Here is a 17,869-nt window from a genome sequence, read left to right on the forward strand (position 1 = left end):
AGCAATGAAAACAACTCCATCCGATGTTTTAAGCACATTATCGACCATCCGTGATTACATCCGCTGGGGCGCCAGCCGGTTTACCGAAGCCGGCGTGTGTTTCGGCCATGGTACGGCAACGGCGCTGGATGAAGCCGCGGCATTGGTCCTGTATACCGTGCATCAACCCTACAATCTGTCCGATACTTACCTGGAAGCCGCTTTGACGCTGGACGAGCGCCAACAGGTCATCGATATGATCGGCAGACGCATCAGCGAAAGAAAGCCGGCCGCTTATTTGACGCATGAAACGATCTTTGCGGGGCTGCCGTTTTATGTCGATGAACGGGTATTGGTGCCAAGGTCACCGATCGCCGAACTGATCGAGCAGCGCTTCGCGCCCTGGGTCGAGGAAGACCAGGTGCTGCGTATTCTGGATTTATGCACCGGCAGCGCCTGCATTGCCATCGCCTGCGCTTACGCATTTCCCGATGCCTACGTGGATGCGGTCGATTTATCCGTCGATGCGTTGGCTGTCGCTGAAATGAATGTGGCGAAGCACCAGATCGCCGATGCTGTCGCATTATATCGGTCGGATTTATTCAATGAATTGCCCAAGCTGCAATATGACGTCATCGTCAGCAATCCGCCTTACGTCAGCCATGCCGAATGGGAACAGCTTCCCGCCGAGTTTCGCGCCGAGCCCGACATGGGCTTTAAGGGCGGTGAATCCGGTCTGGATATCGTGCTGCGTATTCTGGTCGAAGCCGGTCAGTATTTGACGGAGCAGGGCATTTTGGTCGTGGAGGTCGGCAGCAGCGCGGAAACGCTGCAACACACATTCCCCGACGTGCCTTTTTACTGGCTGGATTTCGAGCGCGGCGGCGACGGCGTGTTTTTACTGACGGCCGAACAGGTTAATCAATATCACGAACAATTTTTAGCGGCTTTAACATAATGTCTGGAAACACTATAGGAAAATTATTTACTGTCACCACATTCGGCGAAAGCCACGGCCCGGCTTTGGGTTGCATCGTCGATGGCTGCCCGCCGGGACTGCCATTGACCGAAGCAGACCTGCAACAGGATCTCGATCGCCGAAAACCCGGCACATCCCGGCACACGACCCAGCGCCGTGAAGCCGATGAAGTCAGGATTCTGTCCGGTGTGTTCGAGGGCAAAACCACGGGCACGCCTATCGGCCTGCTGATTGAAAATACCGATCAGCGCTCCAAGGATTATTCAAAAATTGCCGACAGCTTCAGACCCGGCCATGCCGACTATACCTACCAGCATAAGTACGGCATTAGGGATTATCGCGGCGGCGGCCGATCATCGGCCCGCGAAACGGCCATGCGCGTAGCGGCAGGCGGCATCGCCAAAAAGTATCTGAAAGAGCAGGCGGGTATCGAGGTCAGGGGCTACCTGTCGCAACTGGGGCCGATAAAAATAGAAAAACTCGATTGGTCGATTATCGATAGCAACCCGTTTTTCTGCCCGGATGCCGATAAAATCGAGGAGATGGTCGCTTATATGGATGCGCTGCGCAAACAGGGCGAGTCAATAGGCGCCAAAATCAATGTCATGGCAAGCAATGTCCCGCCGGGGCTGGGCGAGCCGATTTTTGACCGGCTCGATGCCGATCTGGCGCATGCGTTGATGAGCATCAATGCCGTTAAAGGGGTCGAAATAGGCGACGGTTTCGCTTGCATCGACAGCAAGGGTACGCAGTTTCGCGATGAAATCACGCCGGACGGATTCCTGAGCAATCACGCCGGCGGTATTCTCGGCGGCATTTCCAGCGGCCAGGCCATAGTCGCCAGCATCGCCCTGAAGCCGACTTCCAGTCTGCGTCTGCCCGGCAGAAGCATCAATCTGCAGGGCGAAGCCATTGACGTGGTAACGGAAGGCCGCCATGATCCCTGCGTCGGCATTCGCGCCACGCCGATAGCCGAAGCGATGATGGCGATTGTGTTGATGGATCACTTGTTGCGCCATCGGGCACAAAATATCGACGTTCATTCCGGATTGCCGGTTTTAAGATAAGCCATTGTTTATGACTCACATCACCGCCATAAGACACGACGCCATGTTTTGTGGCGACAAATAAGGCATCTCATGGCTGTTCCTTACTGGCGTCTCTCGGGTTTCTATTTTTTTTATTTTGCCACGCTGGGCGGCTTCATGCCGTATTGGAGCCTCTATCTGAAAGATAGCGGCTTTAATGCCGGCCAGATTGGCGAACTGTCCGCTTTGCTGGTCGGCACCAAAATCATTGCGCCTAATCTGTGGGGCTGGGTTGCCGACCATACCGGCAAGAGCCTGCGCATTATCCGCATCGCCTCGTTTTTGGCGGTCCTGATCTTTGTCGGTTTTTTAATCGCCCACAATTATGTCTGGTTTGCCTGGATTACCATCGGCTTCAGTTTTTTCTGGAACGCCGCCTTGCCGCAATTTGAGGCGGTAACGTTATTTCATTTAAAAAGCCAGCCCCACCGTTATAGTCAGATCAGGCTTTGGGGATCAGTCGGTTTTATTGCCACGGTGCTGGGCATTGGCTGGTTGCTGGACAGTCAGGGCATGTCAGTGCTTCCGGCCGCTATTGCGGTATTGCTGGCTTTAATCTGGCTGGTGACCTTAACGACACCGGAGGCCCATGCCGTCACCCACGAGACAGACGCCGTGGGCATCATGCAGATCCTGAAAAAACCGGAAGTCCTGGCTTTTTTGACGGTTTATCTGCTGCTGCAGATTGCCCATGGGCCCTATTATGTTTTTTATTCCGTTTATCTTAAGCAATATCATTATTCGACAACGATGACCGGCGGGCTCTGGGCTTTGGGCGTTTGCGCGGAAATTGTTTTGTTTGTGTTCATGAACCGGTTGTTATCGCGCTATTCGCTGCGGCATATTTTACTGGTCAGCATTACGCTGGCCGTCGGCCGGTGGCTGATGATTGCCTGGTATGCGGACCAGTTAGGGCTGCTGATTCTGGCCCAGGTACTGCATGCCGCCACTTTCGGGGCCGCTCATGTCGCGGCCATTCATTTGGTCCATCTGTATTTTGGACGTAGGCATCAGGGAAAAGGACAGGCTTTATATAGCAGCCTGAGCTTCGGTTTGGGGGGGATGCTCGGAAGTCTCTACAGCGGCTATTACTGGGAATTAATGGGGCCTGCGTTTGTGTATTCAATAGCGGCCGCGGCCTGCGGCCTGGCTTTTGTAATCGCTTACCTATTGATTGGCCTTGAAAATACTCAACACCCGACAAGTTTAGGTTAAAATGGCAACACTACGGTGTGTGACCTATACTTTCCGGTGTGGTTTTTAGTTAACAATACTGAACTTTAGGAAATAATGTGTTTGAAGTGATAAAAAGTGGCGGCTGGATGATGCTGCCAATCATTCTATGCTCAATCGGCGCAATGGGTATTATTGCCGAACGATTGTGGACTCTGCAAAAAAAGAAAATTTTGCCGCCGGAGCTCGTTCCGCAGGTATGGAATCTGTTCCGAGAACAAAAGCTGGACAAAATGGCGTTGCACCGATTGAAGACCAGTTCGCCTTTAGGCTGCATTCTGGCGGCAGGTCTCGCCAATATCGATCATGGACGCGAAGTCATGAAGGAATGCATTGAAGAAGCCGGCCGGCAAGTCGTGCATGACCTGGATCGCTTTCTCAATGCGCTGGGGACTATTGCCTCGATTGCGCCTTTACTTGGCTTATTGGGCACCGTGCTCGGCATGATCGAGGTTTTTTCCGGCATTATGGTCAATGGCGTCGGTGATCCCAATGCCTTGGCGGGCGGTATTTCCGTCGCCCTGATTACCACGGCCGCCGGCTTGACCGTCGCCATCCCCAGTCTGATTTTTTATCGTTACTTTGAGCGACTGGTCGATGAATACGTCGTCGATATGGAAGAGGAGGCGTTAAAACTGATCGAAGTCTTGCATGGGGAGCGCGAGGAGGCCTGATGAATTTTCACCGTAAAAAAAGGGAAGCGCCTGAAATCTCCATGGCGCCCATGATTGATGTGGTTTTTTTGTTGCTGCTTTTCTTCATGGTCACGACCACGTTTAACCGGCAAACGGAAGTCAATATCAAGCTGCCGGAAGCCAAGGGATCAGAACCTGAAACGCATGAGAAAATGATTACCTTGACTATCGATGCCAACGGCGTTTATTCCCTGAAAGGCGAGGACGGCCTGCCGCATGAACTGGTCAATCAGAACAGGGATGCCTTGAAACAGGAATTGCAAAAGCTCGCCAAACATGCCGCGCATCTTCCTTTTATTATCCAGGCCGACGGCAAGACGCCGCATCAGGCGGTCATTGCGGCGTTGGACAGTGCGGGGCAAGCAGGGTTTACGCATATCACCTTTCCGACGCTAGAGCCGAAAACCGGAGAATGAAAAAGACGCTGGCTCGATGGGCGCAAGATATCTGGTATAAGGATCCGTTCATCGGCGTTTGGCTGTGTCCATTGGGCTTTTTGTTCGGTGACCTGGTCAGGTTTCGCAAGTTTTTGTACCGTCTGGGCCTATTAAAAACACAGGCCGTACCCGTTCCGGTTATCATCGTGGGCAATATTACCGTAGGCGGTACCGGTAAAACGCCTCTCGTGATCTGGCTGACTCGACTGTTGATGGAAGCCGGTTACAGACCCGGCATCATTAGCCGGGGGTATGGCGGCACGGCTGAATCATGGCCTCAGCGGGTTGATGCAAACAGCAGCGCTGAACGGGTCGGTGATGAAGCCTTGTTATTGGCCAAACAAACGGGGTGTCCCATGGCGGTCGGTCCTTTACGCGCGGATGCCGCCAAGCTGCTGCTGACGCAGGCGGATTGTGATGTCATTGTCTCGGATGACGGCCTTCAGCATTACGCCCTGGCACGTACTATCGAGATCGCCGTCATCGATGGCGAACGGCGGTTTGGCAACGGCTACTGTCTGCCGGCCGGTCCGCTCAGAGAACCGATAGAAAGGCTGCAAAGCGTCGATTTCAGGGTCGTTAATGGCGGAGAAGCGGAAGACAATGAATTCCCCATGCGGCTGACCGGCGACAATGCGATCAATTTAGCCACCGGGCGACAAAAGCCATTGCAGGATTTCAGCGCCAGTGAATGCCATGCCTTGGCGGGTATTGGCAATCCTGAGCGTTTCTTCAAGCTGTTGGAGGCTGCCGGTATGTCCTGCATAACGCGCAGCTTTCCCGACCATTACAAATTTGCACCGCATGATATCGAATTCAATGATGACAAACCGGTGTTGATGACTGAAAAGGATGCGGTAAAATGCACGGCTTTCGCAGGCCCACGACACTGGTATGTGCCGGTAAAAGCCGTCCTTGCACCGGAATTTTCCGAACAATTATTAAACTTATTGAAAACAAAGCACAATGGATAAAAAATTACTCGATATTCTGGCCTGTCCTTTATGTAAAAGCCCGTTGCTCTACGATAAAGCCAAACAGGAATTAATCTGTAAAGCCGATCATCTCGCTTTTCCCATCCGTGATGACATTCCGGTCATGCTGGAGGATGAAGCGCGCGAATTAAGCCTTGATGAAATCGACGCTTTACATAAATGAGTCTGCGTTTCAAAGTTGTCATCCCCGCCCGATACGCCTCCACAAGGTTGCCAGGCAAGCCGTTATTGAGCATTGCCGGCAAACCCATGATTGCGCATGTCTGCGAGCGTGCTCGCGAAGCCGATGCCGATGAAATTATCGTCGCCACCGATGACGAAAGAATCCTGCAAACGGTCAATGAGCAGGGTATTAAAGCCATCATGACCAGCCCGGATCATCAAAGCGGTACCGAGCGCATTGCCGAAGTGGCCAGACTGTGCGGCTGGGGACATGAAGAGATTATCGTTAACCTGCAAGGCGATGAGCCGCTGATACCACCGGCTTATATTCGCGAGGTGGCCTCGGCATTGGCCGGACAGCAGCAGGCGGGCATAGCCACGCTGGCTGCTGAAATCGTGGACAACGAGGAAATTTTTAATCCAAACGCCGTTAAAGTCGTATTGAATAAAGCCGGCCTGGCGCTTTATTTCAGTCGCGCGCCCATCCCGTGGGAAAGAGGCGGCTTTGATCATGCCGGCGGCATGCCATCGGGAAAGATGCCGTATCTTCGGCATATCGGCATGTACGCTTATACGGTTGATTTCTTGAACCGTTACTGTCAGTGGGAAGCATCACCGCTGGAGTCGGTTGAATCTTTGGAGCAGCTGAGAATTCTATGGAACGGTGAATCCATACGGGTAAAAGTCGTCGCCCAGACACCGACGGCCGGGGTCGATACGCCTGAGGATTTGATCCGCGTGGAGCAGGTATTATCCGCGTCACATTAAACTGTATGCCCCGGCTTCACTGGCCTATCCTTAAGTCAAATATTTGACATGGCTCAGCAACAACAGTACTTTAGGCTGTTTTTTTATTATCACTTGTACACTCTATTCCTCAAGGGCTGTTAATGGAACAATTTCATAGAATAAGTCGCTTACCTCCTTATGTTTTTAACATTGTTAATGAGCTTAAAGCTAAAGCCCGCGCAGCCGGAGAAGACATTATCGATTTTGGCATGGGAAACCCGGATCAGCCTACGCCCGAGCATATTGTCAAGAAACTGGTTGAGGCGACGCAGCGAGGGGATACGCACCGTTATTCTGTTTCCAAAGGCATTCCCAGGCTCAGAAGAGCTATTTGCAACTGGTATAAAAACCGCTTCGATGTTGATCTGGATCCTGAAACCGAAGCGATTGTCACAATAGGCTCGAAAGAAGGTCTCGCGCATCTGGCATTGGCGACTTTAGGTCCCGGCGATATCGTGCTGGTGCCCAGTCCAGCTTATCCGATTCATCCTTACGGCGTGGTTATCGCCGGCGCCGATCTGCGGCATATTCCTCTGGTCCCCGGCATTGATTTCTTTGAGGAACTGGAAAAAGCCATTGTCGATTCCTGGCCTAAGCCAAAAATGCTGATTCTCAATTTCCCCGGTAATCCGACCACACAGTGCGTGGAATTGGAGTTTTTTGAAAAGATAATCGCCCTGGCCAAGGAACACAAGATCTGGATAGTACACGATATCGCTTATGCCGACATCGTGTTCGACGGCTACAAGGCTCCGTCCATTCTTCAGGTTCCGGGGGCAAAAGAAGTGGCTGTCGAGTTTTTCTCGCTATCGAAAAGCTACAACATGCCAGGCTGGCGGGTCGGTTTTATGTGCGGCAACAAGCAACTTGTCGCTGCTTTGGCTCGTATCAAATCTTATCTGGACTACGGTACCTTTACACCTATCCAGATCGCGGCGATTACCGCGCTGGAAGGCCCGCAGGATTGCCTGACTGAAATTGCCGAGATGTATAGAAAGCGCCGCGATGTACTGTGCGACGGCCTGACCGCCGCCGGTTGGCCGGTTAAAAAACCGAAGGCCACGATGTTTGTCTGGGCGCCCATTCCGGAACCTTACAAGGAAATGGGCTCCCTGGAATTTTCGAAGAAATTGCTCTCGGAAGCCAAAGTGGCGGTTTCTCCCGGTATTGGTTTCGGCCAGTATGGAGATGACCATGTCCGGTTCGGTCTGATTGAAAATGAGCACAGGACCCGCCAAGCTGTTCGCGGTATTCGTAATATGTTGAAGAAAGACAACCTTATATAATGTTGAATTTATCTAGAATAATACTTTGTGCAGGAGTTTGAGTTGAAACCGGTAAAAGTGGGGGTTTTGGGATTAGGTACAGTCGGAGGCGGTACCGTCAATGTTTTAAAGCGTAATGCTGCGGAAATCGCACGCCGGGCAGGCCGCGAAATCATAATCACCCGCGCATCGGCGAGGGATTTAAACCGGGAACGCATTTGCGACACGCAAGGCATTACCTTAACAACAGACCCTTTTGAAATCATCAACGATCCGGAAATCGACATTGTTCTGGAACTGATTGGCGGCGACGGTCTGGTTAAGGAAATGATCCTGAAGGCAATCGTCAACGGCAAGCATGTCGTCACGGCTAATAAAGCCCTGATTGCCTTGCACGGCAACGAGATCTTCGCCAAAGCCAGCGAAAAAGGTGTCATGGTGGCGTTTGAAGCGGCTGTCGCCGGCGGCATTCCCATCATTAAAGCTATACGTGAAGGCTTAAGCGGCAATCAGATCCAGTGGCTGGCCGGCATTATCAACGGCACCAGCAATTTCATTCTGACCGAAATGCGCGATAAGGGCCGTGATTTTTCCGATGTTTTGGCTGAGGCACAAGCATTAGGCTACGCCGAGGCCGACCCTACATTCGATGTTGAAGGCATCGACGCAGGTCATAAATTAACGATACTGGCATCCATTGCTTTCGGCATCCCGCTGCAATTCGACAAGGTTTTTACCGAAGGCATTACCCGGATCACGCGTGAAGATGTCGAATATGCCGATGCCTTGGGCTACCGGATCAAACATTTAGGCATCGCCCGCAAAACGCCTGAGGGCATTGAATTACGAGTCCACCCGACCCTGATACCTGCGCGCCGCCTGATCGCCAATGTCGACGGCGTCATGAATGCCGTACTGGTCAAAGGCGATGCGGTCGGCCCGACGTTATACTACGGTGCCGGTGCCGGCGCGGAACCGACGGCTTCCGCCGTGGTCGCCGATGTCATTGATGTCGTGCGGGCATTAACCGGCGATCCTGAAAACAGAGTTCCGCATTTGGCTTTTCAGGCCAATGCGCTGGCAAATATACCGGTCTTGTCGCCGGACAGATTTAAGACGTCTTATTATCTGCGCTTGCATGCCGAGGATAAACCCGGTGTCCTGGCTGAAGTGACAAGAATTCTTGCCAATCACCAGATCAGTATAGAAGCTATTGTTCAGAAAGAAGCACTGGATGGCAAAACATCGTTGCCGATCATCATGCTGACCCAGATCACGCTTGAAAAAGAGATGAATGCGGCCATTGCTGAAATTGAAGCTTTACCGACGGTTAGCGGTAAAGTCAACCGAATCCGCCTAGAAACTTTGGGATAAATAAAAAAACATGTCTATTCGTAAACGTTACATCGGTCTTATCGAACATTACAGAGACCGTTTACCGGTCAGTGAAACCACGCGTCTGATCAGTCTGGGCGAGGGCAACACCCCGCTTATTCAGCTGCAAAACATACCTCGGCTGATAGGTAAGGATGTCGACATTTATGTCAAGTACGAGGGGCTGAATCCCACTGGTTCATTTAAAGACCGCGGCATGACGATGGCTGTGACCAAAGCCGTGGAAGATGGCAGCAAGGCTATTATCTGTGCATCGACAGGCAACACGTCGGCCGCCGCCGCGGCTTATGCGGTTCGCGCCGGCATCAAAGCTTTTGTCTTGATACCCGAAGGCAAGATCGCCCTGGGCAAACTGGCGCAGACCTTGATGTACGGCGCTGAAATCATCCAGATTAACGGCAATTTCGATAGAGGCATGGCGCTGGTTAAGGAAGTAGCCGATCATGCTCCCGTCACGATTGTCAACTCGATCAATCCGTTCAGGCTCGAAGGCCAGAAGACAGCGGCTTTCGAGATCGTTGACGAACTCGGCTGCGCTCCCGATTACCACTGCCTGCCTGTCGGCAATGCCGGCAATATCAGCGCCTACTGGAAAGGTTATAAGGAATATTCAACCGATACCGATACACATCAAGCGGTCACCAAAACGCGTCCGATCATGTGCGGATACCAAGCGGCCGGAGCGGCGCCGTTCGTGCTCGGCCAAATGGTTGACGAGCCGGAAACGGTTGCCACAGCCATCCGCATCGGCCATCCGCAATCCTGGGATTTGGCCTGGGCGGCGCAAAAAGAATCCGGCGGCTGGTTCAATAAATTTTCGGACGAGCAGATTCTGGCGGCCCAAAAAATGCTGTCTCAATATGAAGGCGTGTTCTGCGAGCCGGCATCGGCCACTTCATTAGCGGGAGCATTGCATGATATCAGCACCGGAAAAATCCCAGAGGGCAGCAAAGTTGTCTGTACGTTAACCGGTAATGGCTTGAAAGATCCCGATAGCGCCATCAAGCAATGCGAAGCCGCCCATCCTGTTACGATTGAAGCCAGTCTGGATGCTGTCAAGAAGGCGATTCTGGATAACATGTAATCTGTAATCTGAACCGTTTATAAAAAGCCGGCGATTGCCGGCTTTTTATTTTGAATGGCATCCAGGCGGTGAATTCCGCATGAACCGTATTAAGTGCTATGTGTTGCCGTTTTGGCATGCGCCTCTGGTCAAAGTCTAGTAGTCAGTCAATTTAATTATGACGGGTAAATTGTAGGTGCGAATTCATTCGCACTAATCGCACGCTATGAATACTCTGCAAATTTTACTCGTCAGAACAAGACTGACTAAGTACTAGTTCATGCTGATTGATTCCATGTGACCGGCATTTGTCCGGTTTACAACTAAAACCGGGGGAATATCTGATGGCGCTGTTTCAGGGAGTCTTGTTTCTTTGCCTGGGGGCTGGCCTTTTGCTCGTGGATTATCGTGCCTTGGGCACCGGATGGCTACCTTGCGGACCGAATGGCTTCAAAGGGAGATTGGAAGTCAGCAAGGATAAGCAGCCGACCGGTTTCTGGCTGATGTTTTTGCTTTATGGCCTGGCCGGACTCTGGCTGGTGCTGTTTTCTCTTCAGCTGTTACTCGGTCAGGCCGAGCCGCTTCCGTTAAGTTAAACTGAACGGGAGGCCCATCGGAACAGGCAATAAAAAAGCCGCATCCTAATTGATAAAGATGCGGCTCGGCATGTGCGGATTGCGCTACTGATCGAATAACGACGTAACGCGTATAAAATCAATCGTTATGTTTTTTATCGCTTTTATGAAGTTTTTTGATTTTAGTGATTTCCATCGTTTTATCATTGCCTGTTCCGGAATGCTGGATATTCACGAACAGTTTCTGTGGGTCCTTGCCGAAATAGATACCGGTCCCTTCTGCCGCATTATCTTTTAGTGATGCAAACAGATGCACGCCGTCCGCATGGCCATCGCCGTCGTTATCAGGTTCAGCCACCCAAATATCGCTGGGCACGTTATCTTCTACGATCCATAACTTGCCGTCAGGGCCATTGGCTAAATTGTCAGGACTCTTAAGTCCGGTTATACCGGCAGCTTTGTTTTCCGTTGCCATATTGACGCCTGCTTCAACGAAGTAACTGACCATCGGCATTTCATTCAGGCTAATGGCTAACACGGCGCCAGGGCCATCTTTACCGCCGATACGCGGTTCGCAGGTTAATGCGGCGTATAACGTTTTGCCGATACGCTCCAAATCTTCAGGACGACAGTAACTCGTTGCCCCGACTTGCTCCGCCGCTGCTTGTGCATCAAATGTAACCGGGTCCAGTTGTAGCTCCACCCATTCGGCTTCTCCGGTTTGCCCGCCATTTTTAACCCGCAACGCGAACAATTTGCCGCTACTCAAATCGCCGTAGTTATCCGGCACGAACTTGAAAATGGATCCGCCCGGCGCACGGTCCTCATCGATCACATAAACATTGCCTTCATCATCGGTCTCGATTCCTTCATGAGCAATTGAGCCCAGCAATGGACGCGCGGTCACTTTTTTTGCCGTTGAGGGGTCTTTTTTGTCCAGCTCGATTTCATAAACCAGGCCTCCTGTAGCAAGTGGATAATCGGGATCTGGATAACCGCCCGCGTTTGTTTCCTCGGCAACCAGAAGCGTGTGCCAGGGTGTCCAGACCAGACCATCCAGAGCTTCCCAATCTTCTCTTGCCGCCAGTTCCTTGGCGATGCCGGTTCGTAAATCGACCACGGAAACCGTTCCACCTAATTTTCCGTCATTGCGTTGATCATTGCCAGGACGGACTTCATGAGTACGATACAAATAACGGCCAGCCTGGATTCGGGTCTCATTGACCGTATTCATATCGGGCCAGTCCTGGTTGATGTAGATATTCAAATCGGATTCATCAGACACAATGGACTGCTTGAAGCCTTCCGGAATCAACCATGTCGATTCATTCAAAATGGCGGGATCATTGGTTAACTCGTTATAAGCAGAGCCGGGGATGGGTTTAAAGGCCATCGGTCCCTTGACATCATTCGCGGCACTGGTGATAGGATGGAAAGCCCCAACTGCTGCCAGCAAGGGAAGAGAGGTTAAAAAGATTTTATTCATGTTCATTTTCCGTGGATTTTTATGAAGATTTTGAGTAAGCCGGGATCGCTTGGGCTTCGGCTATACTATAGATTCTGGAAATGACAAAAATATGAAGGAATCAGGAAGAATTGATGACCATGATGCTGTATCCATTATAATAGGCGGTCATCCCTTTATCTGATGACAATGGCTTACAGAGCGATACCGACTGAATTTCCAGCAATTTGTTGATTCGAACCACATTGCCTGCCCATATATCGTTTAAATCGCCGTTGCGTTAATTCCGCTAACTTATTGAATTACATGTATTACCCAGAAGCGAGAAAAAACATCATTGCCCGGCCCATAGGTAAAAAACGTCCTCAGTTCGGCGAGCTTCATCCCGTACTGGAGCGGATCTATTTAGCCAGAGGCTTAACGTCTGAAGCTGATCTGGACAGGACGCTGACAAAGCTGCCATCGCCATGGCTGTTGTCCGGCATGGAAGCGATGGTGACACATTTGGTTACTGCAATCGATGCGGGGAAAAGAATTTCCATCGTAGCCGACTTTGATGCGGACGGCGCAACCAGCTGTGCCGTGGCGGTCAAAGGCTTGCAATTGCTGGGGGCAGGGCAGGTTTCATTCATTGTCCCTAATCGCTTTGAATACGGTTATGGTCTGACGCCTGAAATTGTTGATTTGGTCAAGCTGCAAAAGCCTGACATGATTGTTACCGTTGATAACGGCATCTCAAGTATTGACGGCGTCAAAGCGGCCAAGGAATCAGGGTTAACCGTTCTGGTAACAGACCACCATTTGCCGGGACATGAACTTCCGGCCGCCGACGCCATCGTCAATCCCAATCTACCCGATGATAAATTTCCGAGCGGTTCTCTGGCGGGTGTGGGGGTGATTTTTTACGTGTTAATGGCATTGCGTAGCCGCTTAAGAGAGCAGCACTGGTTTGATCGGCATCAAATCCAGGAACCGAATCTGGGTCAGTTACTCGATTACGTGGCCTTAGGCACGGTTGCCGACGTGGTTCCGCTGGATCAAATCAACCGAATCTTGGTGTATCAAGGCTTGTTAAGGATACGTACGGGAAGAGGGCATCCGGGCGTGAATGCACTGATCGAGATATCGGGCAAACGGCTGCAATCCATCAGTTCATCGGACCTGGGGTTTGCGCTGGGGCCAAGACTCAATGCGGCAGGCCGCATGGATGATATGTCATTGGGCATTGAATGTCTGTTAACCGATGATCCGGCACATGCCAGGGAAATAGCGCTTCAGCTTGATGATCTCAACAATGACAGGCGGGAAATTGAAGGACAAATGAAAAATGAGGCTATCGCCTTATTAAAAGAAATGAAAACCCTTGATGAACACCATTTGCCTGCCGGAGTCTGTTTGTTCAATGCGGACTGGCATCAGGGCGTGATCGGCATATTGGCTTCGCGAATCAAGGATAGGCTGCATCGCCCCGTTATTGCCTTTGCTTCGGCCGGCAAAGACGAAATAAAAGGCTCCGCGCGTTCGATCCCCGGTGTTCATATTCGTGATGTGTTAAGTGATATCGCCGCCGAGCATCCCAAATTGCTGAGCAAGTTTGGTGGTCACGCCATGGCTGCGGGGCTGAGCTTGAAAATGCATGATTATCCGTCTTTCGCCCTGGCCTTCGATGAAATGGTCAGAAAGCGTTTAGCGAATGTTGATCTGGAGTTAAAGATTTATTCGGATGGCGAACTATCTGAAAACGAACTCTCGATTGAATTTGCCGAGTTATTACAAAATGCCGGCACCTGGGGGCAGGAATTCCCGGAGCCTGTCTTTGACGGGGTGTTTGATGTTATTCAAGCGCGTATAGTCGGACAGCGCCATCTTAAACTGGTGTTAAGAAAGCCTGCTGGCGACCTGCTGGTCGATGCTATCGCTTTTTATGTGGATCGCCCTGAACAATGGTTGGGTCTGAGAACTTGCAGGGTAGTTTACAAGTTGGACATTAATGAATTCAGAGGGAATCGGAGTGTTCAGTTTATTTTGCAATATCTGGAAAAAATAGCATAAAAAAAGGGCGTAAAAAAAGGGCGGTAAACCGCCCTTTTTTATACGCAGGCCGCTTATTTTGTCTCCGTGGCCGCTGGTTCTTCTGCCTCAGGAGCAGCGCCTTCTTCAGTTGGGGCGGCACCTTCCTGCGTCGGTTCAACAGCCGGTTGTTCTTCTGTAGTCGCCGGCTCGCCGGCGGGTGCCGCTGGCTCTGCGGCTTCAGGTTTAGGTTGTTCTTCCGCCGTCGGCACCAGAACTTCCACTTGTGCCTGCTTACGCAGGTTTTCGATCATGGATTGCACTTTCTGTCGTTGCAGGTAAGGCGCCAGTTGTTCTTTCACCGCTTCGAACGGCGGAGGTGTTTGCGGGCGAGAATCTTCTCTCAAAATAACATGCCAGCCAAACTGTGTTTGTACCGGAGTTTTTGTGTATTTGCCATTTTCCAGTGTCTCTACCGCTTGAGAGAAAGGGGCGACCATCTGGTTGGCTGTAAACCATCCCAGGTCACCGCCCTCGGACGAAGTATCGGTAGAGTGTTTGCTTGCCAACTCGGCAAAGTTTGCGCCTTTGTCCAGTTTTGCAATCAATTTTTTAGCTTCATCTTCAGTCTTGACCAGAATGTGACGTGCTTTATATTCAGTACCTTTTTCAGCTGCAACTTTGCTGTCATATTCCGCTTTTATCTCTTCATCGGTTACCGGATTTGCTTTTAAATAATCTTGCAGAACGGCTTGCGATAATAAAGATTTTTTGAGCGTTTCAAGACGTTGCACAACCTCAGGCGACTTGTCCAGTCCTTTTTTCAAAGCTTCCTGGACCAGTAATTCACGTTGAATCAGTTCCTCTATCAGTTTTTCCTTAGGGAATACCTGCCCATGAGCTCGCTCGGCAACTTCACTTTCCAACTCTGCCAATGTATCTTTACTGATATATTTGCCGTTTACAACAGCAACGGCATCCTCTTTTTGCACCACGGGCGCAGAAGGGGTGGCTGTGGTCGCTTTTTCTTCGTTACAACCTGAAACTAGCGCGGTACCTGCAAGCAGTAAAGGGATGATCTTTTTTTTCATTTATACTTTTCCTTATGTTCTATGTTCAGAGGGTGAGAGAGCATTGATGCCTAAAGCATGAATTTGGTGTTTCATCATATCGCCCAGCGCCTTATAGATTAGCTGGTGCCTTTGAACCAAAGACTTACCTTCAAAAGCGTCGGCTACGATAGTGACATGATAGTGCCCGCCCCCGCTGCGTGCGCCGGCATGTCCGGCATGAGCGGCACTATTGTCTATAATCTCCAGAAGCTCGGGCTGGAAGGCGTCATTTAATAATTGTTTAATGGTATGGGTTGTCATTGAGGTAAGACTTTTTTAAATGGTTTAACAGTGACCTGTGTATATACGCCGGCATCAATATAGGGATCGGCATCGGCCCATTGCTGGGCTGCTTCCAGGTTATCAAACTCAGCCACCACGAGGCTGCCGGTAAAACCGGCTTCCCCGGGGTTTTCAGTATCTATGGCAGGGTGGGGACCGGCCAGAATCAATCGACCGGCATCCTGAAGGGCTTGCAATCTTTTAAGATGATCCGGTCGCGCGGTCATTCTTTTTTCCAGGCTGTTCGCTGCATCTTCACTGATAATTGCGTATAACACGATTTATTCCTCTGTTTCGGGGATATATTTGTAGATAAAAATCATTTGCACCAAAATAAAAATAACCATTAGTCCCGGCACGCCGAATGTCTTAAAAGTTACCCAGTCGTCAGTGTTGAAGTTATACATGACGTACAAGTTAATAAAGCCGACGCTGATAAAGAAACTGGCCCACATAAGATTCAATCGTTTCCAGATCTGGGCGGGCAACGTCAAGCTACGGGACATCATTCTTTCAACGAAAGGTTTTTTACCGACAAATTGACTACCTAAAAACGCAAGGCCAAACAACCACTCTATAATGGAAAGTTTCCATTTGATAAATTGCTCATCCTGTAAATAGATGGTGGCGCCGCCCATTACAAGAATCAGAATCAGGGTGATCCATTGCATGGTTTCAACTTTGCGGTGTTTAAACCAGGCATAGGCAACTTGAATAATCGTCGCTACGATAACAACCGCGGTAGCGACATAGATATCGTAAAGCTTAAACGCAATAAAAAATAAGATAATAGGGAAAAATTCGAAAAGCTGATTCATAGAAGCTAAAAATGAAAGTTGTCAGACATAAGTGTCTATTCCTGTGATCAATTCAATACGTTGATCGAGTAGAGGCTGATTAATTTCCTGACGATAGGCGTCAAGCGCCTTTAAAATTCGTATATCAGTTGGTCTATACGTATTATGCCGATCAAGACTTAAATTGGCATTATCGAGCGTTTCTTTTATCTCATCGGGCGAAAGGACCCGATTAAACCGTGGATTATGAGACTTTTTAACAATAGAAAGTTCATTTGCTTCGTTTTTGTTTTGCGCGCCGTCATTTTTTCCGATGAATTGTCGGTTATGGCCGATAGGCGAAAACGTTAACGATGAACTGTGAATTTCCATATATTGACTCGTCTGCTAGGCAAACTTGATAACGTGTCATTGTAAAATTTTTGCTCGTGAATGTACATAACTCGATGTACGTATCTGCTAGAATATTCAATATTTTTGGAGGAAATCTATGAATAGCAATTCACAAATTGAATTAGAGGCCGCTGCATTCAGGCAGTTAATCAGCCATTTACAAAAGCATACCGAAGTCCAAAATATTGATTTAATGATTTTGGCCGATTTCTGCAGAAACTGTCTGGCGAAATGGTATATGGCCGCTGCGGCAGAGCGCGGAATCGACATGGATTATGACCAGGCCAGGGAAGTGATTTACGGAATGCCTTACAGCGAGTGGAAGGATAAGTTCCAAACCGAAGCGACAACTGAGCAATTAGCTGCTTACGCGCGCAAACAGGAATCTAAATCATGACAAATAAAAAATCTCATTACGATGCAATGTTCTCCGGAGTAATAGGGCAGGACTATGAAATGTTGAAACTGATTAGTCCCTTAGCAGCGGAAATGAGTCGACTGGTCGGCGCCAAAGTAGCTGAATATCCTGAACTAAATACAGACAAATTAAACATCGTCGAACTGGGTAGTGGAACAGGCATCACCACATTATCAATATTAACCGCCAGGGAAGCTTCAAGCGTTTTCAGTATCGATAATGAGCCGACTATGCAGGATCAAGCCAAGAAGCATCTGAAAAGGTGGATGGATGACGGGAGACTGACTTTTTGTGGCGACGATGCCTTGACTGCCTTAAAGAATCTGGAGGACGGCAGCGTTGATATCGTGGCTTCGGCTTATACTTTGCACAATTTCCTGAATACCTACCGCCAGGAAGTGATAGAGGAGATTTTCCGGGTACTGAAGCCAGGCGGGCAGTTTATTAATGGCGATCGTTATGGTTTGGATGATATTTCCATGCATACGCGTATCGTTCAGCAAGAGGTCAATGATTATTTCAGAATATTAACCGAAGCCAATAAACTTGAACTATTGGAAAACTGGATAGTGCATTTATTCAGTGACGAGTCCGAAAACCATATCATGCGCGAGTCCGTAGCGTTAAACCAACTGCAAGAGGCCGGGTTTGTTCAGATTAATCTGAGTCATAGGATGGCCGCCAATGCGCTAGTGACAGCCGTGAAATCGGCTTAGTGACTGTTGTAAGAGACTGCT

At 49.9% G+C, this 17,869-nt stretch carries 21 protein-coding genes; 15 read left to right on the forward strand and 6 right to left on the reverse strand.

Annotated elements, in window-relative coordinates; all coding sequences use genetic code 11:
* Positions 1–4 precede the first annotated feature (4 nt).
* From prmB to EK22_RS15255, 12 genes are all read left to right on the forward strand, one after another.
* Positions 5–937 (forward strand): 50S ribosomal protein L3 N(5)-glutamine methyltransferase, encoded by a 933-nt coding sequence (gene prmB, locus EK22_RS15200; RefSeq protein WP_036252367.1) that lies wholly within the window; start codon positions 5–7, stop codon positions 935–937.
* Positions 937–2,025: a chorismate synthase gene (aroC, locus tag EK22_RS15205; RefSeq protein ID WP_036252369.1), complete on the forward strand. Its 1,089-nt coding sequence runs from the start codon at positions 937–939 to the stop codon at positions 2,023–2,025. Before prmB ends, aroC begins: the two co-directional genes overlap by 1 nt.
* Before the next feature lie 72 nt (positions 2,026–2,097).
* The gene (locus EK22_RS15210) at positions 2,098–3,261 is read left to right on the forward strand and encodes an MFS transporter (protein WP_036252371.1); all 1,164 of its coding nucleotides are present in this window, start codon (positions 2,098–2,100) and stop codon (positions 3,259–3,261) included.
* A 77-nt stretch (positions 3,262–3,338) separates the two neighbouring features.
* Complete coding sequence (locus EK22_RS15215; RefSeq protein WP_020161079.1) at positions 3,339–3,953, forward strand: MotA/TolQ/ExbB proton channel family protein; 615 nt, start codon at positions 3,339–3,341, stop codon at positions 3,951–3,953.
* The gene (locus EK22_RS15220) at positions 3,953–4,390 is read left to right on the forward strand and encodes an ExbD/TolR family protein (RefSeq protein ID WP_020161078.1); all 438 of its coding nucleotides are present in this window, start codon (positions 3,953–3,955) and stop codon (positions 4,388–4,390) included. Before EK22_RS15215 ends, EK22_RS15220 begins: the two co-directional genes overlap by 1 nt.
* Entirely contained in the window at positions 4,387–5,385 is a 999-nt protein-coding gene (gene lpxK, locus EK22_RS15225) for a tetraacyldisaccharide 4'-kinase (protein ID WP_036252373.1), read from the forward strand. The genes EK22_RS15220 and lpxK overlap by 4 nt, the downstream gene beginning before the upstream one ends.
* Positions 5,378–5,569, forward strand: a complete 192-nt coding sequence (locus tag EK22_RS15230) for a Trm112 family protein (protein ID WP_020161076.1) — start codon at positions 5,378–5,380, stop codon at positions 5,567–5,569. The genes lpxK and EK22_RS15230 overlap by 8 nt, the downstream gene beginning before the upstream one ends.
* Positions 5,566–6,336, forward strand: coding sequence for a 3-deoxy-manno-octulosonate cytidylyltransferase (kdsB, locus tag EK22_RS15235; protein ID WP_081917918.1), 771 nt, complete (start codon positions 5,566–5,568; stop codon positions 6,334–6,336). The genes EK22_RS15230 and kdsB overlap by 4 nt, the downstream gene beginning before the upstream one ends.
* 122 nt (positions 6,337–6,458) lie before the next feature.
* Positions 6,459–7,643, forward strand: a complete 1,185-nt coding sequence (gene alaC, locus EK22_RS15240; RefSeq protein ID WP_020161074.1) for an alanine transaminase — start codon at positions 6,459–6,461, stop codon at positions 7,641–7,643.
* A 42-nt stretch (positions 7,644–7,685) separates the two neighbouring features.
* A complete protein-coding gene (locus EK22_RS15245) occupies positions 7,686–8,996 on the forward strand; it encodes a homoserine dehydrogenase (protein ID WP_036252375.1) in 1,311 nt (436 codons plus the stop codon).
* 10 nt (positions 8,997–9,006) lie between these two features.
* The gene (gene thrC / locus EK22_RS15250) at positions 9,007–10,101 is read left to right on the forward strand and encodes a threonine synthase (protein WP_036252377.1); all 1,095 of its coding nucleotides are present in this window, start codon (positions 9,007–9,009) and stop codon (positions 10,099–10,101) included.
* A gap of 323 nt (positions 10,102–10,424) precedes the next feature.
* Positions 10,425–10,676, forward strand: a complete 252-nt coding sequence (locus EK22_RS15255; protein WP_036252379.1) for a hypothetical protein — start codon at positions 10,425–10,427, stop codon at positions 10,674–10,676.
* A gap of 118 nt (positions 10,677–10,794) precedes the next feature.
* Here the strand turns inward: EK22_RS15255 and EK22_RS15260 are convergent, their stop codons facing one another.
* On the reverse strand, positions 10,795–12,141 hold the full coding sequence (locus EK22_RS15260) for an alkaline phosphatase PhoX (RefSeq protein ID WP_235209423.1): 1,347 nt from the start codon (positions 12,139–12,141) through the stop codon (positions 10,795–10,797).
* Positions 12,142–12,426: 285 nt separating this feature from the next.
* Here EK22_RS15260 and recJ point away from each other — a divergent pair, with 285 nt between their 5' ends.
* The gene (gene recJ / locus EK22_RS15265) at positions 12,427–14,172 is read left to right on the forward strand and encodes a single-stranded-DNA-specific exonuclease RecJ (RefSeq protein WP_036252383.1); all 1,746 of its coding nucleotides are present in this window, start codon (positions 12,427–12,429) and stop codon (positions 14,170–14,172) included.
* 53 nt (positions 14,173–14,225) lie between these two features.
* On the opposite strand, the gene EK22_RS15270 is transcribed toward recJ, so the two are convergent.
* The 5 genes from EK22_RS15270 to EK22_RS15290 are packed head-to-tail and all read right to left on the reverse strand — an operon-like array spanning position 14,226 to position 16,693.
* On the reverse strand, positions 14,226–15,221 hold the full coding sequence (locus tag EK22_RS15270; protein ID WP_036252385.1) for a peptidylprolyl isomerase: 996 nt from the start codon (positions 15,219–15,221) through the stop codon (positions 14,226–14,228).
* A gap of 12 nt (positions 15,222–15,233) precedes the next feature.
* Positions 15,234–15,503: a BolA family protein gene (locus tag EK22_RS15275; protein ID WP_020161064.1), complete on the reverse strand. Its 270-nt coding sequence runs from the start codon at positions 15,501–15,503 to the stop codon at positions 15,234–15,236.
* Positions 15,500–15,802 carry a YciI family protein gene (locus EK22_RS15280; protein WP_020161063.1) on the reverse strand — a complete coding sequence of 101 codons (303 nt, stop codon included), beginning with the start codon at positions 15,800–15,802 and terminating at the stop codon, positions 15,500–15,502. The genes EK22_RS15275 and EK22_RS15280 overlap by 4 nt, the downstream gene beginning before the upstream one ends.
* A gap of 3 nt (positions 15,803–15,805) precedes the next feature.
* The gene (locus EK22_RS15285; RefSeq protein ID WP_020161062.1) at positions 15,806–16,342 is read right to left on the reverse strand and encodes a septation protein A; all 537 of its coding nucleotides are present in this window, start codon (positions 16,340–16,342) and stop codon (positions 15,806–15,808) included.
* A 21-nt stretch (positions 16,343–16,363) separates the two neighbouring features.
* Complete coding sequence (locus tag EK22_RS15290; RefSeq protein WP_020161061.1) at positions 16,364–16,693, reverse strand: hypothetical protein; 330 nt, start codon at positions 16,691–16,693, stop codon at positions 16,364–16,366.
* A gap of 118 nt (positions 16,694–16,811) precedes the next feature.
* Here EK22_RS15290 and EK22_RS15295 point away from each other — a divergent pair, with 118 nt between their 5' ends.
* A complete protein-coding gene (locus EK22_RS15295) occupies positions 16,812–17,111 on the forward strand; it encodes a DUF1244 domain-containing protein (protein WP_036252388.1) in 300 nt (99 codons plus the stop codon).
* Positions 17,108–17,848: a class I SAM-dependent methyltransferase gene (locus EK22_RS15300; protein ID WP_020161059.1), complete on the forward strand. Its 741-nt coding sequence runs from the start codon at positions 17,108–17,110 to the stop codon at positions 17,846–17,848. Before EK22_RS15295 ends, EK22_RS15300 begins: the two co-directional genes overlap by 4 nt.
* Positions 17,849–17,869: the final 21 nt, after the last annotated feature.

The sequence above is a fragment of the Methylobacter sp. BBA5.1 genome, assembly GCF_000746145.1.
Taxonomy (GTDB): domain Bacteria; phylum Pseudomonadota; class Gammaproteobacteria; order Methylococcales; family Methylomonadaceae; genus Methylobacter; species Methylobacter marinus.